The organism is Clostridium sp. HBUAS56017 (assembly GCF_007115085.1).
Taxonomy (GTDB): domain Bacteria; phylum Bacillota; class Clostridia; order Clostridiales; family Clostridiaceae; genus Clostridium; species Clostridium cibarium.
In genome coordinates, this window is the sequence record NZ_SULK01000017.1 from 1 (window position 1) to 22267 (window position 22267).

The window sequence follows — 22267 nt, forward strand, 5'->3', positions numbered from 1 at the left end:
ATAAAAAGTTTAATCTACTCAAAAAACTTACTCTAAAAGAATTGCTGGTTTTTAACTTATTTTATATCTGTTCAATTTTCAAAGATCACCTTTGCTTGTCTACCCAAGCGACTTTATTATATTATCACCCCATTCAACATATGTCAACATCTTTTGAAATATTATTTTCATTTTCTACTAACTCTCTAAAATTCATATATAAAATATCAAAAAAACAATGAATATTTAAATTATTCATTGTTTTTCTATCATGTAATCATAAATCCTCAGTATTCTAGCTCTTACCTGTAAATGACAGATACAGAAGAACCCCATTTAACACTATTATAACCATAGCTATTGCAACACCTAAAATCCTTACAGATATTTTATTAACTAAGGCTCCCATTATATCTTTACGTTCAGCAATACATAACATTTGAATGATAGGAAATGGTAATATAAAACTAAGCGCAACCTGACTTAAAACTAAAACATTCATAGGATTTACTCCAAAAGCTATAACAACTAAAGCTGGCAGCATAGTTATTACTCTTCTTACATTGACAGGTATGCTTAAATTAACAAACCCTTTCATTATAGTTTGTCCAGCTAGTGTTCCAACTGCGGAAGATGATAACCCTGATGCAAGTAATGCTATTCCAAAAGCCCCACTTGATAATGATCCCAATAAAGGCTCAAGAGATTTATGTGCTTCTTCCACAGAATCAACAACTATCCCATTTCTATAAAATACAGAAGCTGCTACTATAACCATCGCTGCATTTACCACAAAAGCAATATTCATGGCTATGGATATATCTATCTTTTCAAGCTTTAAATGTTTTTCTTTCCCTTCATCTGAACAATCTACACATCTATGCTTAACAAGTTGAGAATGTAAATATATTACATGAGGCATGACTGTTGCACCAAGCATTCCTACGGCAATAAACACAGACTCACCGTTAGGCAAGGAAGGAACTATTGTATGAATGCCAACTTGTAATAAATCTGGTTTTGCGAGAAATATTTCTATTGTATATGCAACACATATTATTAAAACAAGAACTGTTATTATTATTTCAACGGTCTTTTGTCCATACTTTTCCATGTAACAAATTACAAATGTAATTACACCTATTATAATACCTGAATATATCATAGGGATTCCAAACAATAGGTTTAATCCTAATGTTCCACCAAGAAACTCTGCTAAATCTGTAGCCATAGCACCTATTTCAGCAACAATCCAAAACAACCAATTTAACTTCTTATCAAATATATTAGCACACATTTCTGGAATACTTTTGCCTGTAGCTATACCAATCTTCGCTGACATAGTTTGCAAAAATATGGCCATTAAGTTACTAAATAAAATAACCCAGATAAGTGTATAATTAAACTTTGATCCTCCACTAATATTAGTAGCAATATTACCTGGATCTATATATGCCACGCTAATGACAAAAGCTGGTCCCAAAAATTTAAACAATTCTTTAACCTTATTAAACCTGTTTGATTTTCCAATCACTTCTTTTCGGCATCTCAATATATCTCTAGTTTCTGCTATATTTCTTTTGTAATCCATAAAATTACTTACCTTTCCTAGTTTAATTTCTTATGTATAAAACTGTTATAACTAGTTAACTTTGTTAGTTTAGACTAAATTCAAATTATAATATAAAATATGAATTATTTTTATAAATGTTACAGTATGCAATTTTAAATTTTTCCGGCATATAATTAATTAAGAGCTTCTCTCAAAATGTTGGTGAAAATATGAATGAAAACGACTTTTACACTTTTACTGAATATATGAAAAAAGAAAACAATTCTCTAACTGCTTCTATGGAAGATTACCTTGAAATGATATATAGATTATCTTTTAAAACAGGATTTACAAGGATTCATGATCTTTCTGCTACACTTAATGTTCAACCTCCTTCTGCAACAAAAATGGTTCAAAAACTTGCACAGTTAAAGCTTTTAAAATATGAAAAATACGGAGTACTTGTCCTGGAAGAAAACGGTAAAAAACTCGGCAAATTGCTTCTTAACCGTCATAATGTTATTGAAGATTTTTTAAGAATCCTTGACATTCCAGAATCTGACATATTAAATCAAACTGAACAAATCGAGCATACAATAAGTAAACAGACAACTAAATGCTTTCAAGATTTTATAGAGTTTATAAAAACAAATCCCAATATAGCTGATGAATTTAAATCTTATAGAAAAAAATTAAAGTAGATTGAACATCTTCTTGATATACTCAATCTACTTTAATTATTAAAATATCACCATAAAGATAGTCATCCAAAAATTATGGCTAATTTTGAGGTTATTATCATTCCTATGTACCGTATCATTTATTTTTGTCATAATGTATCCTCTTTCTACATTCCCTTGTTACCATATTTATCATCTGCCTTTAATTACATCTACATTTTTATAGTTATTTTCAATTGTCCCTATACTTTCTTGTAATTCATTTTACTATAGAAAACATATTCAAGTCTTGATATTTATCTCTAAAAAACGCATACTTTCTTAAAAGTCCTTCATAAGCAAAGCACATCTTCTTGAGCATATTTTCTGATGCTATATTTTCAGGATATACAACTGCTTCTATTCTTACTAAATTCATTTCATTAAAACCGTATTTAATTGCCGCCAACACTGCTTCTTCCCCATATCCTTGTCTCCAAAATCCATCATTAAGTTCATATCCAATTTCCGCTCTATAATGCTTTTTATTCCAGTTATGAAATCCACAAGTTCCAATAATTTTATTGGTACCTTTTATCTCTATACCCCATCTAACTCCATTACTCATTTCAAAAGAAGTCTTAAACTTTTCAATTAATACTTCTGCTTGTGAAATATCTCTCATTGGATAAGCACCATAATATTCCATTACTTCTTCTGATGAAAGTATTGAAAACAAATCCCTCGAGTCTTTTTTTGTAATTAATCTTAGTTTCAATCTATCCGTTTCTATCACCGGAAATTCTACAAACTTAATTTTATTATCCATTTTTCCCATCCTCTCTATAAAACTTTATTTCCTTAACTTTTCCTATTTTCATATTACACTATATAATCCATCTTATGTAATAATTTATATAGAACATAGCAATCCATTAACTAAATGTTTGCTGTAGATTCTTTTTTGCGCTTTATTTCACCCACTAAGTTCCTGCGTATTGAAAATCGACATTAATTATTATCAAAAGCGATTTTATATTTAACATATTTTCCTATAATGTAGATACTTTATGATATTATTTTTCTTGTAAATTATGTTATAATTATTAGGCAAACGATAAAATACAAAACATTTGAATTAGATTAATACTTGCTAAATTTATTAGAGTGAAAACTGCATAAGCTCTACTTTTTAATATAAGTATATATAACCTTCAAATGTTTAACAGAGATAAAGGGGAATATAATTATTATGGATAAGGGTTCAGATATTTTTTCAGGATTGGAAGAACTGGGTTTTAAAAATATAAAAGATGTAAATATCTACGAAATCAAAGAAACAAAAAAAAATAATGATAATATACAAAAAAAAGAAATTGAAACCACAGATGAAAGTTCATACCTGTATGATAGGAAAGTAACTTGCCCAGTATGTAGTAATGAATTTACAGCTCGTACTGTTAAGACAAATGCTTATAGAATAAAAGAAAAGAAGAGTGATTTCTATATAGAATATAGTCTTATAAATCCATACTTCTATGACGTATGGCTATGTAATGTATGCGGATACGCATCTATGAAAGCTGATTTTCTTAAAATAAAAAGCTATGAAAAAGAAAGTATAGTAAAAAAAATCACACCAAATTGGAAAGGAAAAAAATATCCTGATATATACGATATAAATATAGCAATTGAAAGATACAAATTATCCTTACTTAATCTTTCAATAATAAATTCTAAATCTAGCAAAAAAGCTATAAATTGCTTAAAACTTGCATGGTTATATAGAGAACTTGGAGACGAAAATAATGAACTACTATTTAGAGAACAAGCTTTAATAGGCCTGAAAGATGCCTATTTAAACGAAGGTTTTCCTATATATGGTATGGATAAATTCAAAATTCTTTACTTGATAGGTGAATTAGATAGACAACTAGGTCATTATGAAGAATCTCTAAGATATTTAGGAGAAGTAATTACATCTCCAGGTATAGACAGAAAATTAAAAGATTTAGCTGTAGACCAAAAAAATTTAATTAAAGAAACTTTGGAAAATATGAAAAGTACTGATAAAAGTACCATTAAAAACACCTCAGCTGACAAAGTAAGTATTAATGAAAAGCAAGGTTTATTTTCAAAGTTCTTTATGCAAAAATAATTAACCATATTTATCACGAATTTTCTCAAATATAAAGCAATATCTAATAAGATGATATTGCTTTTCCTATGCTGAAGGTTTATTTAATATATAATTAGCTACATTCTTTCCGTCACCAAATAAAGTTTATAATCTCTACTATCCTTCATTCATTATTTTACCTCTATCTATTATTACTTTTTCATTCAAGTTAAAAATAGCATCTATTATTCTTACTTTTAATGTTCCTGTGCCTTCATTACTTTTATCTAAATTTTCATAAGCTATTTCACCAGCAATTCCCATAGACACAATTCCTGATAAAGCTGCAACAAGAACATTTTCTGTTGCCCCTAAGTATGAACCAATAAGTGATGTACACATACAACCTGTACCAGTGATTTTAGACATAATCTTTTGTCCATTATAAACACTATATAAGTTATTTCCATCAGTAATAATATCTACTGCTCCAGTAATTACAACTACTGTATTTAGCTTTTTTGCAAAATCCTTTGAAATCTTCTTTGCTTTTGTAAACTCATCAGCATTTTCATCTATTACATCACCTGAATCTACTCCCTTAGTTTTTGTTTTCACACCATAAAGAGTTTTTATTTCCGACAAATTACCTCTTATAACTGATATTCTTATTTCTTCCAATATTCTTTTAGCTACTTCTGTTCTATAAGGCGTTGCTCCTGCACCAACAGGATCTAAAATAACTGGAATATTTAATTCATTAGCCCTTTTCCCACCCTTAATCATAGCTTCTACAGTTCTACTATTTAAAGTTCCAATATTTATTACAAAAGATGAAGCAAGGGATACCATATCATAAACTTCATTAATATCATCTGCCATAACTGGTGACCCACCTATTGCTAAAGTAATATTTGCACAATCATTAACTGTTACATAGTTTGTTATATGATGTACTAAAGGATTCTTTTCCCTTACTGCACTTAATGATTCTGAAACTATTTTGTTAATTTCCATTTATTGATCCACCTCCAAGTTAATATATAAATAACACCTGTAAAATAGCTAATACTTTTTTTCATCTCTTGAACCTACTAAATGCAAAAAAACACAAACCTATAGGATTTGTGTTTAAACTACTGTGTTAATAAATTTAAATAAACAACTTCCTACGCTGGCATTATCCAGTTCAGGTTTTAGGGTCAAAGAATTAAGGTTCTCAATCTCAGCTAGCCAATCCAGCCCCCCCTGTGTTAATTACACATTTTTCTAATTTAGAATAACATAACCTTTTATTGTATTCAAGTAATTATTATATAATCAAGTTTTTATATAATATACCATCAAGCTCTTCGCTCATGTGTCTAACCTCAACAGCTTCAGCTAAATTATTTGAATATATATCTATCTTATAATCACAAACTTTATCTTTTCTCTGAAATGGATTTTCAGTTTTCTCTATAGATTGAATACTACTTTGCTTAATAAGAGTTGTTGTCTTTGTTAGACTACCACTACTAGCCAGTATTATTTTTTTCGTCACCCCTAAAGATGTATTCTTGTAATTAAAATATCCAAGTAATATATTAATTAAAGTTATAATAACTATAATCCCTAATTTTAATTCACTAGGTATAGCTTTAATAATAAAATATAGAAGTATTAATATTATTAAAGTAGTTATCACTCTTAGAAAAATAAATCTTTTTATACTACTTTTAGGTGGTTTATTTACCTTTCCTAAGAAAATCATTTCAGGTAATATCTTTCCTAAAAACTCTTTATTAAATTTATCATTTGCTATAGGATACAATATTGCTTTCTCATTCCTCTCATCTCCATAACCTATAGTAATAACCTCCAAGGTATATATTCCTAGTAATTGTTGCAGCATACCTTGTTTATATTTTAATGCATGTATCTTTTCTATAGGTATGGAATACTCTTTTTTGCTAAACATTCCATAACTTATACTAAAGTTTTTATTTTGTACCTTTATAGAAAATTGATATAACTTAACTATTTCATATATAATTGATAATAGAATTACAATGATATAAGCTATTACAATCATACATATTATTATAATTATGAGACTAGTCCTATTTTCTAAAAACGAATCACTAATATTAATAGATTGACTTAGATCTTTAACTACAGATGTTTTAACAAAACCTTTAACATTATCTGTAAAATTAAATAAAGCAAAACAACCTCCTATAGCCCAACCCAATTTACTTTTTGTAACTGCATATATTATAATTTCTTTTATAGTAATGATCCTTTCAATAGGTTCTCCTTTTTTATTTTCTTCAAACTTTTCAATATTTATATTATTTTTGCCCTTTAATATATTATCTCTTAGATTTTCAGCTAAGACATACTGTAACTTTATCTTAAACTCTGATTTTTTTTCAACTGCACTTCCACTGTCTATTTTAACTGTACAAATATCAAAAATCCTATCAAGCAAAGTTTTCCCTATATCTATAGTATTTATCTTGCTAAAAGGAATTTCTTGCTTTGATCTCTCAAATATGCCAGTTTTATAAACTAACATATTGTCATTAAGATAAAACTCAGTATTAAGCCATTTTTTTATAGCCACAGCTATTATACCAACTAAAACTACTGCTATTCCAATAAATAAATATTTCTCTCTATAAGATAGCATTAGTATAAGTAAAACCCAAAAATTTTTTATTGAATTAATTATATCGTAAACTATAATAATCCAGTGATTTCTAGTAGGATTATCTATCATTTTCTGTCACCTTTTCCTTAACTTTATCCTTTAAGAAATTACTTATTTCTTCTGCCTTAGCCATCTCAATATTAGGGATTTTATAGCTTCCTCCTGCAGTATATATTTGAAGATCTGCAAGTTTGAACTTTCTATTTATTGGTCCCTGATTAATCTTCATATGTTGAACTCTTACTATAGGAATTACAACAGTTCTAATCCAATATATTCCCTCTGAAAATTCTATCTTATCTTCACTTATTCTATAACGCCACTGCTTGTACTCCAACCTTGGATATAATATTGTATTTAATAACATTAGAAATATTATTATTGCTATTGCTACATTTGCATATACACTTGGATTCCCTTCAAGTATTTGTAATCTTGCTATAAGGAAATAATCTCCTCCTATTAGTATAACTGAAATTATAGCTGTTACTATTGCTCTAGATATAAACCAAGACTTTACCGCATTGGTATTTAACTTATTACCTTTCATAATGCCTCCTTAAGAAGTAAATATAACCACATTATATGATATAAATTGTTAATTTTCAAGTTTTTGAATAGTTCACCATAAAATCTCATAATCATTTTTTTGTATTTCCCCCCTGTTATTTACATTTTATTTCTTAAGTTGTATAATTCTGTATGTTAAAGTAAAAAGGAGGTTTTCAATACATGTTAAAGGCTAAAAATAAAATATTAATTACTTTACTGTTAAGTCTAGGTATATTTTTAGGCACTTCTCCTAATATCTATACCTTAGCAAATAAAGAAATGGATAAGCTATCTAATACTTCATCAAGCAATAAATATCCTATTGTCATGGTTCACGGGCTTATGGGCTGGGGAAATACAGAATTGTTTGGTCTTAATTATTGGGGTGGTTTTTCTAGTTTAAAAGATCACCTAACTAACGAGGGCTACACAGTTTTTACTCCAACCATTGGTTCCATCACAAGTAACTGGGATAGAGCTTGTGAACTATATGCTTATTTAAAAGGTGGTACTGTCGACTATGGTGAGGCTCATTCCAAAAAATACGGACATGCTCGTTATGGAAGGACTTATCCTGGTGTTTATCCAGAAATCGGTAGTAAATCTAATGATGGATCTATAAAAAAGATTCATTTAATTGGACACAGTATGGGGGGACAAACTGCTAGACTTATTACTCAATTATTAGAAAAAGGAAGCACAGATGAATTATCTACACCACAAAATAATCTTTCTGAACTATTTAGTGGTGGAAAGTCATGGATAAGCAGTGTAACAACTCTTTCCACACCACATGATGGAAGTCCAACTGCACGAGAAACATCTACATTTTTACCAAATGTTCAACAGTTTGTAGCACGCCTTGGCTCTCAAGTTGGTGTTATTAATTCTGATAATCCTTGCTTTGATTACAGATTAGATCAATGGGGCCTTCACAAAAAAACAAATGAATCCTTTAAAGACTATAAAGAAAGAGTATCAAACAGTAGCTTATGGAATAAAACAAAAGACTTCAGTCTATGGGAACTAACCCCTGAAGGATCCAAAGAATTAAATTCTTGGGTTTCTGCACAAGATGATGTTTATTACTTCTCATTATCTTGTCAAGATACTCATAAAGACTCATTAACAAATCATCAAGTTCCTGATATAAATATGAATCCATTATTTATCCCATCGTCACAATATATAGGATCTTGTATTTCTAATAATCCTGGGGAAGTTCAAATTACTAACAACTGGTGGGCAAATGATGGCTTAGTAAGTGTTTTATCTGCAGAAGGTCCTCATGAGGGGTCAAAGGATAAGATAACTCCATACAATGGAATTCCCGAGAAAGGTACATGGAATTATCTTGGCACAAGACAATCTACAGATCATATTGATATAGTTGGTCTATATAAATGTGATAATAAATTAAAAAGTGAATATTCTACTCTTGCAAAAATGTTAACAAGTCTACCTAAATAATAAAAATAGCTGAAGCTAATGCCTCAGCTATTTTTATTATTTATCCCAATGATCAGGATAAACAAGAGATATAGGTAGTTTAGTATTAGAGTCTCCCCTAGCTCCATTAATCTGAATTTGAGTAATATATATGCTATTCTTTAAATTTGCACCTCTTATATCTGCATCTCTAAGATCTGCTCCAATAAGATCCGTCCCACTTAAATCCACTCCTCTAAGATCAGCTGCTATAACTAATGCTCCGCTTAAATCTTCTCCTGCTAATTTGACTTTTCTAAGGTTTACACCAATAAGATCTAACCTTCCTGCTATTTTTTTTCTTCCTTTCAAATTGTTTTTTTGTCCTTTGGGGAATTTACTTCTTATGCTTTCACTAGTCTCTAAAAGTAACCTATTTATATTATTTCTATATACAACTAAATCAAGTTTTATGAGAGATTCAGCATCTAGATTCGTAAGGTTTCTTGTCTTATCTATTGCTATATTTATTTTTTCTTTCATTGTACTATCCGTTTGTATTCTAAATGCTTCTGTAAGATACCATATCATCTCATAAAGTTGCCTCATAATTAAAAATACATCAAACATTTCCTTTGACTTATCTGAATTTCTTCTCCAATCTTTTTTACTATATGTAACCTGAGCAACTTTTTGTCCTGCCCCAAAGCAGTCGTAAGCGGTACATCCCTTTAATCCATTTTGTGTCAACTTTTTATGAATGGAACATTTAAAATCATCTTCTAAATTTGTGCACGGATACCCAGCATCTTTGTTCTCAGGAAATCCTTCTGTCGACGAGAAATATAATGCTACGCAGCAAAAACCAAAACATTTTTTACAATCCGCCTTCAAATCTTCATATATCATATTTTTTCACTCCATATTATTTATCCATAATTAATTTAATATATAGATTATATCACAGATTTATCAAAAGCTTCCTGTTAAACTGTCATTATATATGAAACAAATTTTCTGTACATGGGTCAAAGCTTGACACAAAAAAACCTTGACTAACAAATTAGTCAAGGCTCATTTGTAATTAGTTTACCATTGATACCAGTTTACTCCACCATCGCTACCATTTGAGCTATCAAACCAAGAATCAAGAAGTTCAAACCAATTCCCTACATCATTAATCTTAGGAGTTTGTCCATCTTTGCACCAACTTAACTTCCCATAAAGGAAATCCGACTGATATTTAGATGTATCTACTGAATTATACCATCTTTGAGCTTGCCACCCTGTATAGCTTGTCCCTGAATAATTATCTCTATATATTTTGCCTCCATCTGGTAAAAAAATACTTAATCCACTTTTACCTTCAGTAAAACCTGAAAAATCTGATCCACCATATGAATAAACAATCAAATCATCTACATTTGTCATTACGCCTTTAGCTAAAGCTTTAACATTTGCACTAAAGCCACTGCTTGTACTTATTCTTTTGCATAAATCATATAAATCAAAGTAAGGATAATCTAACCATTCTTCACTACTTCTTGTATCAAAATAGTGTAGCAAGGATGTCTCGCTGCCAGTTCCTCTAAGTTTCTCTATAAAAGCTTTATCCTTTTCACTCCATAAAGCTCTAGATAACTTATCTACAGAACTTTTTACATTTTCTATCTTATTAAGATCGAAACAACTTAATACTTGACTAGTATCTCCAGCTGCATTAACTGAATCTCTTTGCGCTTCAACCATTATTTCTCCAAGCTCAGTATCTGTTACTTCGGAAGGATCATAGTATAATTCTTTTCCACCTACCGTTGAATCAACTTGTCCATTATTTCCTCCACCTGCTCTAAGTCTGCTAAATATCTCTTTATAATCATATCCATCTCCCCAAACTACTGGTGCTGATGCTACCATAATGTTAGCTTGGAATCCACCATTCCCTGGCCTATATTGATATGCAACTTCTGCTGTTCCCATTAAACAAGCATCATATGCTAATACATCTACAGATTCTCTGTTAGTCAATTTATCTGTCACTTCAGCTGTATATAAACAATCACCACCATTTGTATCATCCCAACATACCGCCTTCGGATTTTTAACTTTTTTTCCTTCATTCTTATCTCTTGCTCCACCACCATGATTAGAAATAACAAGTGCATATTTATCTGCTGGATAGTTTGCTTTACAAGAGTTTATGAATTTCTTTAATGTATTACCATCTCCCATATTTGCTTCATAACGACTAGTTTTAGTTATTTCAGGGAACTGATCTCCTCCACTAATTCTAATAGCCTTATTACTTTCTATCTTATACATTCTTGTATCGGTAAAATTTTGCCCAAGTACACTTTTGTCTGCAGAATAACCCGGTGTTCTATCTACTAAAACAATTAAATTCAAATTAGGATTGTTTACATATCCCTCTTTCATTTGCTGAATATCGCCCAACAAACTTCCTTCTAAATTATTATCACCGTCACTATAAACCATAACTGTTAGCTTTTTCCCTGTGCCATCTTTATCAACTACTGACTTAATAGTATTTTCATTAGCACTATTAATAGCCTTTGCAGGCATAACCCCTAATAACGATGTAGCTAAAAATACAATAGATATAAGTAAAGTAACTCTTTTATTAATCATAATCCCATCTCCTTAAATTTTTTACAAAAGCATTAAAACATTATCCCATTTATGGAATCTTATTGTATTGAATTTATTATATTACATATATTTTATATTTGCAAAGCATTTTCTAATAACTCATTAAACTTTTATTTTATTCCTTGAATATTTAATAATCAAATAGTGTTTTTATTCTTTTTTCAATAATTCTGCCTAAACTTTTATATAATAAAAAGGCAGAAAACTTTATAATGTTTACTACCTTCTATTATTCTTTAACTATCCCTAAAGCCTATTTATATTGAGCTTCACTTTCTTAACAATTTCTCCTCAATTATCCCTATTATTTTTTCATACTCATGATTTATAAAAAAGTGATCTCCTTCAAAAGGATAAAAATTTATTTCTTTATTAACAAATTTCCCCCACCCCTTTAATTCATCTAAAGTAATTTTATCCTGTTTTCCAAATAGAACTGCTACATTACATTCTATAAGTCTTTCTTTCTTTGCACATATGTATTCTTCTAGCATTCTAAAATCACTTTTAAGTATAGGTAAAACCAAATCCATCAATTCTTTATTTTCTACCACTTCATTAGGAGTCCCTCCAAACTCTACTACCTTATTCACAAACTGCTTATCTGGTAATTTATATATTTTATTTTCTTTTATAAAATCAGGTGCTCTATGTCCCGAAAAGAACATCCACTTTGGTCTAGGCATCCCCTCTCCAATTATTTTATGATATAGTTCAAAAGATAATATGCTTCCCATGCTATGTCCAAAAATACTATAATCATCATTAGTTATTTCTTCCTTGATAATTTTATATATATCTTCCACAGCTTCACTTAAATCATTATATAAATTTTCTCCATATCTTGATCCTCTTCCCTTTAATTCAATTGCTCTTATCTCAATTCTAGGATCAATAATTTTTTTCCACTTGTAATAAATGGTTGAAGCTCCGCCAGCATAAGGTAAACAAAATAACTTCATATTCTCATCTCCCAAATTCTTTATATTTAACTAACTCATTTGTTCTCTGTTGTTTTCTTGCTCTGTCCAATTTACTTATCCATCAAATTTAATATTTTCTGTATAAAAGTACTACATCATACAGGTTTCTTCTTCCAATTATTAGTATATAATTATATATCTGTCATTTCAACATCATTAATTATATTTTTTATTAAAACCTAGCAACATTCCCTAATTTAACTTATAGTTAATCTTATTTCTTCCCATAAAAAATATACAGATTAACTATTAACCTGTACATTCTAAATTAAGAAAATATATTTTTATACATATACTCTATTTGAGGAATTCGAACTGCTACTCCAGTTTCATCTAGCTGATATCTAGTTCCATATATGGGATTTCTTTTATTTACTAGGTTTAATCCGCAATTATATAAAGCTTCCGCATATTCTCTAGGATTCTGAGACACCGACCCTAACATATCTCCTTTTTCTATAAGCTCTTTAGCCATAGGCGTTATATCAACACCTACTACCAGTACTGTTTTTGTTTTGTCTCCTTTATTATATCCAAATTCTTGTAATGCTTTTATCGCTCCTATAGCCATGGTATCATCATTTGCAATTATTACTTCTATTTCATTACCATGTATTGAAAGTAACTTTTTTATAGCCTCATAAGCCAAATCCTCACGCCAGTTACAGACTTCAATTGCAAGTCTTTGTGTATTAATTCCTGCCCCCTCAATTGTAGAAACCGAATATCTAGTCCTTTCAATTGCTTCTATATTATCTCTTTCACCTTGCAACATGACATACTCCATTTTATTGTTTTTATTCTTATCGATAAACTCCTTACTAGAATTCCAAGCATCTATAAGCATCTTTCCTTGTAATGTACCAGCTTGTTTAGGGTCTGTTCCTATAAATAACGATCTATTATACGATTGCATAGGAACCGGCGTAGTAGGCTCTCTGTTAAATAAAAGCACAGGAATATTGGTATCTTTAATTTTATTTATAATAGCTTGTGCATTATTTCTATTAACTAAGTTTAACAATATAAGATCAGTTCCTTCATTTAAGACCTTATCGATATTTTGATTTTGTATAGATTCATCTGACTTACTGTCATAAAACACATATTCTACCTTGTTATTATTTTCTTTTTGAATGTCTTCTAAATTTTTACGTATAGCAGAAATAAGGTCATCATTAAAATCATATAAAAATGCGGCTACTTTGATCGGTCCTCTCTTCCCTGAAACGGCTGTAAAAACTTTTTCACCGCAATCTTGTAACATAGTACTAATGGTAAATACAAATATAAAAACTACTATTATTCCTTTTATCTTTTTCATTTCATCCTCCATATTTTTAATTATCTTCAATAACTTTATTATCCTTTCAAATAGAATAATTTATACAACACTAAAAAAGGACTTACTTAACTTTAGTAAGTCCTTTATATATTAATGATTTTCATATGCTCCCAAATCTGGTGCTGCTCCTAAATAAGGTAATCCTATACCTATCCCTTTATCTATAAGATCACTGCCATCAACTAACTTTGCAAATCCGTTGCTTGGTAAACTCCCGTCTGCATTTCTTGGAGCCTTAGCTAATTCTTCACTTAATCCAACAAAATCACCTGCATTTGCATTAACCTTTAAATTCCAACTATTGTTCTTTTCTATAGCACCAGAAGCAAATTCATGATCTAATGAACCACGTACACTAAAAGAAATATTATTTATAAATTGTGTGGTTCCAGATTTCTCAAACATATAGTTATAACCATTACCATTTCCTTGATATGAACTCATTTTCTTTTTCATTTTTTGTTGATATATTGCATCAAAATCTGTTTTATCTCCATTATGCCACGTCCAACAATTAGTTATTTCTATCCCCCAGTCTGTTTCATACAAATCCCAGCCATCATCACCATTTCTCTAAGAACGAGAACCTATAAACTTGTTACCTTTACCATTATGCATTTTATATGAAAACCTCTAGCTTATGCACCATAAGTTTGTGTTGAGAAATCAAAGCCTGGTTTTTCACCTGGATAAGCAGCTATGCTTATTTTAGCTGTTTCGGTTCCTGACTTCGAAAAATTTATTGTTGTTGAATATCTGTAAGTACCACCTCTTACATAAATAGTTTTACCTGATTCTACAACCTAGATTTATTCAAAATACCTTTTCTTTACCTAATCATAAAAAGGACTTTTATATAGCTTGTCATATTAATGACATAAAATAGCTGTATACTAACATCATAAAGTAGTAAATCATTATTTTCCCCTTCAAGATAATAATACACTTTATTAGAATGGCTTCTCTTAGTAAGTCATTCTTTTTTATACCCTCATCACGCACGCTCACAAGATTTCCATAACTATATTGCTGAAAATTTATATTGAATCCTTAGAGAAACTGATGGCTCCCTGATTAAAAGTCAACTACATTCCAACTATATGAAACAAATTTAATTTTTAATTGTTATTCTTAAGTCCTTTATAGTAGAAGTATGATTTTCATCCCCATATTGAGTTTCATACCAACTGCTAGGCCATGTATTATTATTTGAATAAAGAGTTTTTATTTCATTATATCCACAATCAAACATCTGCAAATTAACATTTTTACTTAAATCTAAAGTTTTTAAATTATTCTCATAACAATACAATTCAGTTAATAGTATGTTCTCACTTAAATCTAAAGTTTTTAATCCATTAGATTGGCAGGTTAGATTCGTTAACATCTTATTATTATTTAAATCTATGCTCTCAATCTTGTTACCTCCACAAGCAATATTAGTTAATAATTTATTTTTACTTACATCTAAACTTGTTAGGTTATTATCATATCCCAAAAAAACATTTAATCTTGTATTATTACTTAGATTTATTTTCATCAATTTATTGCGACTACAATTCAAATCACTTAGACATATATTCCTTGTAACATCTAAGTCTGTAATCATATTTTTTTCACAAGATAAAGATTTCAATCTTGTATTTTTACTTACATCTAAGCTTATTAACTGATTGCTCCCGCAAGCTAATTTAGTTAATAATCTATTTTTGCTTACCTCCAAACTTACTATCTGATTATCGTAACAATCTAACTCCATCAAAGATTTATTATGGCTTATATCTAAAGTAGTTAATCCATTTCCACCGCAATATAAACTAGTTAAAGAAGTAAAGTACTCAATCCCATCTAAACTTTTAATAAAACTATTGTTAACTCTTAAAGATTTAATATCTCTCACATCAGAATATAATATCTCTGACGATTTATCTTTACCTATTAAATCATATACTGCATTTTTAAAATTTTCATCAGTAAACTTATTAGTTATATTCATATTCTTAGAAAAATCGTTAGTTTCATAAGTATCTGCTATATCTCCTCCATCTGAATCACTTATAATTATTGTACCTGCTTGTACTTTTGTATTATTTACGCAAACTAAACTTAATGTTATTTGCAAAATTATAATCATTGATAAAATCTTTTTCTTCATCATCATATCTCCCTTTACACTTTTATCCATATATACATTATCACATTTTACATATTGTTACAATAACTACCAAATACTATTTATTCGTACTTTAAAACAAAAACAGAAAAGCTTAGGAATCAAAATTAATCCCTAAGCTCAATTTTTTCATTTCATTTAAGTAATCCTTAAAGCCATATAAGTTTATAAAATTTTAATCTTTCTTAAAATCTAAAGTCTCTCTTTCCTTCATGTAAATCTTCAAGATGCTCTAATACAATCTTCTTAACCTTCTCATTTGGTATTTTATGAATTTCATTTTTTATTACCTCTTCACCTTTTCTCTTTGTATCCTCTGAAGCATAATCCTCTAAATATTCCTTTAACGTCATAAGTGCATTAGGTTGGCAACAGTTTGCTATTTGCCCTGATTTCACAAGAGTCATAAACCTATCCCCTGTTCTTCCTTCCCTATAACATGCAGTACAAAAACTTGGAATATAGCCCATTTCAAGTAGCCAATTAACAATTTCATCTAATGTTCTATTATCATTCACATCAAATTGAGCGGAGTTTTCTTCTTCCTTTTCCTTTTCAAAATATCCCCCAACACTTGTAGATGATGCCCCACTTATTTGAGAAACACCTAAATGAAGCACTTTTTCTCTTGACTTTTGTGATTCCCTTGTCGAAACAATAAGTCCTGTATAAGGAACTGCAATTCTTAAAACTGCTACTATCTTAGAAAAAATTTCATCTGATATGGCATTAGTAAACTCTTCTGGATTTATGTCATCAGCTGGCCTAATTCTTGGTACACTAATAGTGTGTGGTCCAACTCCCATAGCTGCTTCTAAATGTTCTGCATGCATAAGTAAACCTACAAAATCATATCTATACATATTAAGTCCAAATAATACACCTAATCCAACATCATCTATTCCACCTTCCATAGCTCTATCCATAGCTTCTGTATGATAAGCATAATCATGCTTTGGCCCTGTTGGATGAAGCTCTTCATAAGCTTTCTTATTGTAGGTTTCTTGGAATAAGATATATGTTCCAATTCCTGCTTCTTTAAGTCTTCTATAATTTTCAACAGTTGTAGCTGCTATATTAACATTAACTCTTCTTATGGCTCCATTTTTGTGCTTTATACTATAAATAGTTTTAATACTCTCTAAGAGATATTCAATTGGATTATTTACAGGATCTTCTCCTGTTTCTAATGCAAGTCTTTTGTGCCCTAAATCTTGAAGAGCTATTACTTCTTTTTTTATGTCTTCTTGAGTAAGCTTTTTTCTTGCTATATGCTTATTCTTATAATGATATGGACAATAAACACATCCATTTACACAATAATTTGAAAGATATAATGGTGCAAACATAACTATTCTATTACCATAAAACTTTTGTTTAATTTCCTGAGCTAGCTTATACATCTTCTCATTTTCATCTTTTAAATCACACTCAAGCAAAACTGCCGCTTCTCTATGTGAAATTCCTTTATATTCTTTTGCCTTTTCAAGAATTTTATTGATAAGATCTCTGTTATTTTTATTTTCCTTTGCATATTCAAGAGTTTCCAATATCTCTTCTTCATCAATAAATTCAGTTGCTATTTTTGATTTAACATTATACATATTAATCTCTTCTTTCTTCTTAAACCTAAAATCTCTTTATATAATTATAAGTTATTCTTTATAATATTTTAATATCACTTCTATTCAATCTTAAAATTATACCTTTAGCTTGTCAACTTAACTATTGTTGAATAACGAATTACATATAACGATATATACAACCAATTATTAATATATTTTCCACATACCTTTAACAATATATCACCTTAATTCATACTATACATCATAAGTATTAAAGGAAGAGGACATACAGATGAAGAAAAAATCAAAACTATCACTGTTCTTAGCCTTTGTTTTTACCCTCAGTTCCCTCTTTGTTAGCTGCAGTAAGAAAAGTGATAGTAACTTAATAAAAGTTCGTCTATGCGAAGTAGTTCGTTCTGTATTCTATGCTCCAATGTATGTTGCTTTAAATGAAGGATTCTTTAAAGATGAAGGACTTGACATTGATCTAACCACCGGTCAAGGTGCAGATAAGGTAATGCAAAATGTTCTTAGTAATAATGCTGATATCGGTTTTTGTGGACCTGAGCAAGTAGTTTATATTAACAACCAAGGTAGAGAAAACTACCCTATCATCTTTGCGGAGCTTACTAAAAAAGATGGTTCTTTCCTAGTTTCCAAAAAAACAGAATCAAACTTTACTTGGGAATCTTTAAAAGGTAAGAAGATAATTGGTGGAAGACCAGGTGGTGTTCCCGAAATGGCTCTAGAATATGTAATGAAAAAACATGGAATAGATCCAAAGACAGATGTTCAAATGGTTACTAATATTGATTTCACTGCAACAGCCGGTGCCTTTAAATCTGGTTCCGCTGATTATGTAGCTCTATTTGAACCTACAGCTTCCATGCTTGAATCTGAAGGTGGTGGAAGTATAGTTTCATCAATAGGAGAATCAACTGGTAATGTTGCATACACTTGTTTTTTTTCTACAAAGTCATATATGAATAAAAATACTGAAACTTTAGATAAGTTTACTAGAGCAATATATAAAGGACAAAAATGGGTTCAAACACACTCAAGTGATCAAATAGCTTCATCAATTGAGTCCTACTTTCCTGGTACTGATAAAGACATCATAATAAAAGTAATCAATAATTATAAAAATATTGATGCTTTTTCAGCAGATCCTAAGCTAAAAGAAGAAGATTTAAGCAAATTGATGGAGGTTATTCAATCCTATGACTCATCACTAATCCCATCTAGACCAGCCTATGAAAAGATAGTTAATAGCTCCTTTGCTGAAAATGTCATAAATTAAAAAGTAGTAACAGAGCGAACAAAGTGGATGATGGAAGTTATACATAAAAACTTCCATCCATCTAACCTTTTCACCTTTCATACATATAAAATAAGGTGGTGAAAAAATGAATTTACTAAGTATTAATCATATATCTATGAGCTATCATTCATTAAAAGGGGAAACTAAAGCATTAAAAGACATAACCTTCCAAGTTGAAGATGGTGAATTTCTTAGTATCCTTGGACCATCTGGTTGTGGTAAATCCACCCTACTAAATATCTTATGTGGAATACTAGAGCCTTCTAAAGGTGAAATTCTTTTTAAAGGAAATGACATACACAAAAACCTAAATAAAATTGGCTATATGTTCCAAAAGGATCATCTATTTGAATGGGATACAGTTTGGGATAATGTTACCTTAGGTCTTAGAATAAAAAATTCAATGACTAATGAAAATAAGGATAGAGTTGAACATTTATTAAATGAGTATGGACTTATAAAATTCAAAACCCATTATCCAAAAGAACTTTCTGGTGGAATGAGACAAAGAGTAGCTTTAATTAGAACTCTTGCTTTAAACCCCGAAGTTTTATTTTTAGATGAACCTTTCTCGGCTTTGGATTTTCAAACAAGACTTAATGTTTGTGATGATGTTCATTCAATTATAAAAAAAGAAAAGAAAACCGCAATTATGGTTACTCATGACATAAGTGAGGCCATATCTCTATCTAATAGAATAATTGTTTTAACTAAAAGACCTGCTTCAATAAAATCTGATACTACAATAACATTTGCTAATAATGATAAAACCCCACTTGAAAGACGAAGTGAAAAAGAGTTTAAAATATACTTTGACACCTTATGGAAGGAGCTTGATAGCAGATGACAAAAGAACATGAACTTTATATAAAGAAAGTAAAGATAGGAAAATACAAAGTGACTTTTTTTAGAATTTTTATTCTTATATTCTTCATAGTCCTTTGGGAAGTTGCTGCTAACTATAAATGGATTGATCCATTCTTAACCTCAAGCCCAAGTAGGATGATTAATTCCTTAATTAGTATATATGAAAGTGGTCAACTCTTTAATCATATATGGGTTACTTGCTATGAAACTATATTAGGTTTTACCCTAGGTACTATCCTAGGGACATTAGTTGCAATAATTTTGTGGAGCTGTCCTTTTATAGCAAAGGTTTTAGACCCTTATTTAGTAGTCCTTAATGCATTACCTAAAGTTGCTCTTTCTCCTATTATTATATTTTGGGTAGGTAATGGTATTACTGCAATAATCGTCATAGCCCTGTTAATATCTATAGTAACCACGATAATAAGTGTATATACAGGCTTTAAAGAAGTAGATATAGAAAAGCTACTGCTTATGAAAACTTTCCAAGCTAATAAACTTCAAATATTAAGATATTTAATAATTCCCTACTCTATTCCTATTTTAATTTCAGCCTTAAAAATAAATGTAGGTTTATCATGGGTAGGCGTAATTATGGGTGAATTTTTAGTAGCTCGTGAAGGATTAGGATTCTTAATAGTTTATGGCGGTCAAGTTTCTCAGCTTGATATGGTAATGATGAGCATAATTATCTTATCTATTATAGCCTTCATAATGTACAAGCTGGTTTTTTTAATTGAAAAGAAATATGTAAAAAATTCTTAGATTCTGAAACTAAGATCAGAAAATCAATTTTCTGGTCTTAGTTTATAATATTCTATTTTGAATACAATAAAAATTATTGAAATTACTTTTATAACATTGGTATTTTCTAAAAAAACAAATGCCTCAATTAACGTTAATTATAATATTAAAATTAATCAAGTTTTTGACCTATTTCATCTTTATGCGTCAATAAATATAAAACACGTTTCAGAATTCTACAAGAACTTCCTCTTTAATTAGCAATTTTCAATTTTCTCTTCTCAATTTTACATAATTCTTAATTATGTAAGTTTACATAGATATTTCAAAGTGATAAATTATATATAGATATAGGATAAGGAGGATACAAATGAAAATTTTTAGAGAAGCAATTATTATACTAGGTATTTATCTAATAGGAGAAATAATTTCAAGAGTTCTCAGCCTACCTGTTCCAGGTAATATATTAGGAATGATAATTTTATTATTACTTTTATGCACTAAAGTTATAAAAACAGAACAAATTGAAACTACAACAAACTTTCTCCTAGATCACCTTGCTTTTTTCTTTATTCCTGCTGGTGTTGGCCTTATGACATCCTTTGGAATAATCAAAGATACATGGTTTAAGCTTATAATAGTTTGCGTCATAACAACGATAATAATTATAGCTAGCACAGGTTTAATGGTACAGTTTATCTCAAGAAGAATAAAAAAAGAGCAAGGAGAGAAATAATTTTGGAAACACTTACAAACAATTTACTTTTTGGTATTATACTTTCATTAGTCGCTTTTGAAATTGGATTATACATATACAAAAAGACAAAACTACCAGTATTTAACCCATTACTCATTGCAATAGGAATAGTAATAGCATTTTTAATAGCATTTAACATAGATTTTGATACATATAATTCAGGAGCAAAATTTATAAATATGTTTCTTGGACCATCAACTGTTATATTAGCAGTTCCCTTGTATAAACAAATTGAACTATTAAAAAAACATGCAGCTTCTATTCTTGTAGGAATTTTATTTGGTTCCATTGTTGGAATGTTTTCAATTGTGGTTTTATCTCACTATATAGGTCTTGATGGAACACTTATTAAATCTTTATTACCTAAATCTGTTACTACTCCAATTGGTATAGAGCTATCAAATCAACTTGAAGGAGTAATTCCAGTAACAGTTTTAGCAATAATCATTTCCGGTATAATAGGTGCTGTTGTAGGACCAACTATCTGCAAACTATTTAGGATTACTGATAGTGTTGCTGTAGGAATCTCTATAGGGACCGCCTCTCATGCTGTTGGAACCACTAAAGCTTTAGAACTTGGTGAAACAGAAGGCGCCATGAGCGGATTATCTATTGGTATAGCTGGAATAATGACTGTATTTCTTGCGCCACTTGTTTATAGTCTTTCTTATTATATTTATACAATCATAAAATAGGTTAAATTATTTATAATTGTACAAGTCATAATTTAAAATTAATTTATTCTGGTTTATAAATTAGAAACAGGTAATCTAATTTCTACTTTTGAATTTAGATTACCTGTTGTTTTTTAACAACACAAATTTATATGATAAATCATTGTAACTATCTACTTCT

At 29.5% G+C, this 22267-nt stretch carries 20 protein-coding genes and 1 riboswitch; of the genes, 8 read left to right on the plus strand and 12 right to left on the minus strand.

The annotated features are described in order from the left end of the window. Positions 1 to 274 precede the first annotated feature (274 nt). Positions 275 to 1570 carry an Nramp family divalent metal transporter gene (locus FAY47_RS14230; RefSeq protein WP_143317572.1) on the minus strand — a complete coding sequence of 432 codons (1296 nt, stop codon included), beginning with the start codon at positions 1568 to 1570 and terminating at the stop codon, positions 275 to 277. 191 nt (positions 1571 to 1761) lie between these two features. On the opposite strand from FAY47_RS14230, the gene mntR reads away from it, so the two are divergent. Continuing rightward, the gene (mntR, locus tag FAY47_RS14235; protein ID WP_143317573.1) at positions 1762 to 2232 is read left to right on the plus strand and encodes a transcriptional regulator MntR; all 471 of its coding nucleotides are present in this window, start codon (positions 1762 to 1764) and stop codon (positions 2230 to 2232) included. A 238-nt stretch (positions 2233 to 2470) separates the two neighbouring features. Here mntR and FAY47_RS14240 read toward each other — a convergent pair whose 3' ends face one another. Beyond that, positions 2471 to 3019 (minus strand): GNAT family protein, encoded by a 549-nt coding sequence (locus FAY47_RS14240; RefSeq protein ID WP_143317574.1) that lies wholly within the window; start codon positions 3017 to 3019, stop codon positions 2471 to 2473. A 423-nt stretch (positions 3020 to 3442) separates the two neighbouring features. On the opposite strand from FAY47_RS14240, the gene FAY47_RS14245 reads away from it, so the two are divergent. Further along, the gene (locus FAY47_RS14245; RefSeq protein ID WP_143317575.1) at positions 3443 to 4348 is read left to right on the plus strand and encodes a DUF2225 domain-containing protein; all 906 of its coding nucleotides are present in this window, start codon (positions 3443 to 3445) and stop codon (positions 4346 to 4348) included. A gap of 138 nt (positions 4349 to 4486) precedes the next feature. Here the strand turns inward: FAY47_RS14245 and thiM are convergent, their stop codons facing one another. From thiM to FAY47_RS14260, 3 genes are all read right to left on the minus strand, one after another. Beyond that, positions 4487 to 5326 (minus strand): hydroxyethylthiazole kinase, encoded by an 840-nt coding sequence (gene thiM, locus FAY47_RS14250; protein ID WP_143317576.1) that lies wholly within the window; start codon positions 5324 to 5326, stop codon positions 4487 to 4489. 132 nt (positions 5327 to 5458) lie between these two features. Then, positions 5459 to 5568: riboswitch (TPP riboswitch) on the minus strand. A 53-nt stretch (positions 5569 to 5621) separates the two neighbouring features. Beyond that, complete coding sequence (locus FAY47_RS14255; RefSeq protein ID WP_143317577.1) at positions 5622 to 7073, minus strand: PH domain-containing protein; 1452 nt, start codon at positions 7071 to 7073, stop codon at positions 5622 to 5624. Beyond that, positions 7063 to 7554 (minus strand): PH domain-containing protein, encoded by a 492-nt coding sequence (locus FAY47_RS14260; protein WP_143317578.1) that lies wholly within the window; start codon positions 7552 to 7554, stop codon positions 7063 to 7065. Before FAY47_RS14260 ends, FAY47_RS14255 begins: the two co-directional genes overlap by 11 nt. Positions 7555 to 7736: 182 nt before the next feature. On the opposite strand from FAY47_RS14260, the gene FAY47_RS14265 reads away from it, so the two are divergent. Then, positions 7737 to 9026 (plus strand): lipase, encoded by a 1290-nt coding sequence (locus FAY47_RS14265; protein ID WP_143317579.1) that lies wholly within the window; start codon positions 7737 to 7739, stop codon positions 9024 to 9026. Between the two features lie 36 nt (positions 9027 to 9062). On the opposite strand, the gene FAY47_RS14270 is transcribed toward FAY47_RS14265, so the two are convergent. From FAY47_RS14270 to hydG, 7 genes are all read right to left on the minus strand, one after another. Then, entirely contained in the window at positions 9063 to 9893 is an 831-nt protein-coding gene (locus FAY47_RS14270; protein WP_143317580.1) for a pentapeptide repeat-containing protein, read from the minus strand. Positions 9894 to 10073: 180 nt separating this feature from the next. Beyond that, positions 10074 to 11633: a clostripain gene (gene cloSI / locus FAY47_RS14275; protein WP_143317581.1), complete on the minus strand. Its 1560-nt coding sequence runs from the start codon at positions 11631 to 11633 to the stop codon at positions 10074 to 10076. A gap of 290 nt (positions 11634 to 11923) precedes the next feature. Then, positions 11924 to 12616, minus strand: coding sequence for a thioesterase domain-containing protein (locus tag FAY47_RS14280; RefSeq protein WP_143317582.1), 693 nt, complete (start codon positions 12614 to 12616; stop codon positions 11924 to 11926). Positions 12617 to 12905: 289 nt separating this feature from the next. Beyond that, positions 12906 to 13961, minus strand: coding sequence for a galactose ABC transporter substrate-binding protein (locus FAY47_RS14285; RefSeq protein ID WP_143317583.1), 1056 nt, complete (start codon positions 13959 to 13961; stop codon positions 12906 to 12908). Positions 13962 to 14072: 111 nt separating this feature from the next. Further along, positions 14073 to 14531 carry a hypothetical protein gene (locus FAY47_RS14290; RefSeq protein ID WP_185966841.1) on the minus strand — a complete coding sequence of 153 codons (459 nt, stop codon included), beginning with the start codon at positions 14529 to 14531 and terminating at the stop codon, positions 14073 to 14075. A 562-nt stretch (positions 14532 to 15093) separates the two neighbouring features. Further along, the gene (locus tag FAY47_RS14295; RefSeq protein ID WP_143317584.1) at positions 15094 to 16137 is read right to left on the minus strand and encodes a hypothetical protein; all 1044 of its coding nucleotides are present in this window, start codon (positions 16135 to 16137) and stop codon (positions 15094 to 15096) included. A gap of 203 nt (positions 16138 to 16340) precedes the next feature. After that, positions 16341 to 17759: a [FeFe] hydrogenase H-cluster radical SAM maturase HydG gene (gene hydG / locus FAY47_RS14300; RefSeq protein ID WP_143317585.1), complete on the minus strand. Its 1419-nt coding sequence runs from the start codon at positions 17757 to 17759 to the stop codon at positions 16341 to 16343. A gap of 253 nt (positions 17760 to 18012) precedes the next feature. Here hydG and FAY47_RS14305 point away from each other — a divergent pair, with 253 nt between their 5' ends. The 5 genes from FAY47_RS14305 (at position 18013) to FAY47_RS14325 (ending at position 22107) form a co-directional block, all read left to right on the plus strand. Then, positions 18013 to 19023: an ABC transporter substrate-binding protein gene (locus FAY47_RS14305; RefSeq protein ID WP_143317586.1), complete on the plus strand. Its 1011-nt coding sequence runs from the start codon at positions 18013 to 18015 to the stop codon at positions 19021 to 19023. A gap of 106 nt (positions 19024 to 19129) precedes the next feature. Then, on the plus strand, positions 19130 to 19891 hold the full coding sequence (locus FAY47_RS14310; RefSeq protein WP_143317587.1) for an ABC transporter ATP-binding protein: 762 nt from the start codon (positions 19130 to 19132) through the stop codon (positions 19889 to 19891). Further along, positions 19888 to 20676 carry an ABC transporter permease gene (locus tag FAY47_RS14315; protein ID WP_143317588.1) on the plus strand — a complete coding sequence of 263 codons (789 nt, stop codon included), beginning with the start codon at positions 19888 to 19890 and terminating at the stop codon, positions 20674 to 20676. Before FAY47_RS14310 ends, FAY47_RS14315 begins: the two co-directional genes overlap by 4 nt. A gap of 349 nt (positions 20677 to 21025) precedes the next feature. Further along, positions 21026 to 21391 carry a CidA/LrgA family protein gene (locus FAY47_RS14320; RefSeq protein ID WP_143317589.1) on the plus strand — a complete coding sequence of 122 codons (366 nt, stop codon included), beginning with the start codon at positions 21026 to 21028 and terminating at the stop codon, positions 21389 to 21391. A 2-nt stretch (positions 21392 to 21393) separates the two neighbouring features. Then, the gene (locus tag FAY47_RS14325; protein ID WP_143317590.1) at positions 21394 to 22107 is read left to right on the plus strand and encodes an LrgB family protein; all 714 of its coding nucleotides are present in this window, start codon (positions 21394 to 21396) and stop codon (positions 22105 to 22107) included. Positions 22108 to 22267: the final 160 nt, after the last annotated feature.

What these genes read in the sequence shown, in the direction of transcription:
- FAY47_RS14295 (WP_143317584.1), bottom strand. Translation starts at nt 16,137, where the DNA reads ATGAAGAAAAAGATTTTATCAATGATTATAATTTTGCAAATAACATTA.
- hydG (WP_143317585.1), bottom strand. Translation starts at nt 17,759, where the DNA reads ATGTATAATGTTAAATCAAAAATAGCAACTGAATTTATTGATGAAGAA.
- FAY47_RS14315 (WP_143317588.1), top strand. Translation starts at nt 19,888, where the DNA reads ATGACAAAAGAACATGAACTTTATATAAAGAAAGTAAAGATAGGAAAA.
- FAY47_RS14265 (WP_143317579.1), top strand. Translation starts at nt 7,737, where the DNA reads ATGTTAAAGGCTAAAAATAAAATATTAATTACTTTACTGTTAAGTCTA.
- FAY47_RS14305 (WP_143317586.1), top strand. Translation starts at nt 18,013, where the DNA reads ATGAAGAAAAAATCAAAACTATCACTGTTCTTAGCCTTTGTTTTTACC.
- FAY47_RS14270 (WP_143317580.1), bottom strand. Translation starts at nt 9,893, where the DNA reads ATGATATATGAAGATTTGAAGGCGGATTGTAAAAAATGTTTTGGTTTT.
- FAY47_RS14245 (WP_143317575.1), top strand. Translation starts at nt 3,443, where the DNA reads ATGGATAAGGGTTCAGATATTTTTTCAGGATTGGAAGAACTGGGTTTT.
- FAY47_RS14320 (WP_143317589.1), top strand. Translation starts at nt 21,026, where the DNA reads ATGAAAATTTTTAGAGAAGCAATTATTATACTAGGTATTTATCTAATA.
- mntR (WP_143317573.1), top strand. Translation starts at nt 1,762, where the DNA reads ATGAATGAAAACGACTTTTACACTTTTACTGAATATATGAAAAAAGAA.
- FAY47_RS14310 (WP_143317587.1), top strand. Translation starts at nt 19,130, where the DNA reads ATGAATTTACTAAGTATTAATCATATATCTATGAGCTATCATTCATTA.
- FAY47_RS14240 (WP_143317574.1), bottom strand. Translation starts at nt 3,019, where the DNA reads ATGGATAATAAAATTAAGTTTGTAGAATTTCCGGTGATAGAAACGGAT.
- FAY47_RS14230 (WP_143317572.1), bottom strand. Translation starts at nt 1,570, where the DNA reads ATGGATTACAAAAGAAATATAGCAGAAACTAGAGATATATTGAGATGC.
- FAY47_RS14255 (WP_143317577.1), bottom strand. Translation starts at nt 7,073, where the DNA reads ATGATAGATAATCCTACTAGAAATCACTGGATTATTATAGTTTACGAT.
- FAY47_RS14285 (WP_143317583.1), bottom strand. Translation starts at nt 13,961, where the DNA reads ATGAAAAAGATAAAAGGAATAATAGTAGTTTTTATATTTGTATTTACC.
- FAY47_RS14260 (WP_143317578.1), bottom strand. Translation starts at nt 7,554, where the DNA reads ATGAAAGGTAATAAGTTAAATACCAATGCGGTAAAGTCTTGGTTTATA.
- cloSI (WP_143317581.1), bottom strand. Translation starts at nt 11,633, where the DNA reads ATGATTAATAAAAGAGTTACTTTACTTATATCTATTGTATTTTTAGCT.
- FAY47_RS14280 (WP_143317582.1), bottom strand. Translation starts at nt 12,616, where the DNA reads ATGAAGTTATTTTGTTTACCTTATGCTGGCGGAGCTTCAACCATTTAT.
- thiM (WP_143317576.1), bottom strand. Translation starts at nt 5,326, where the DNA reads ATGGAAATTAACAAAATAGTTTCAGAATCATTAAGTGCAGTAAGGGAA.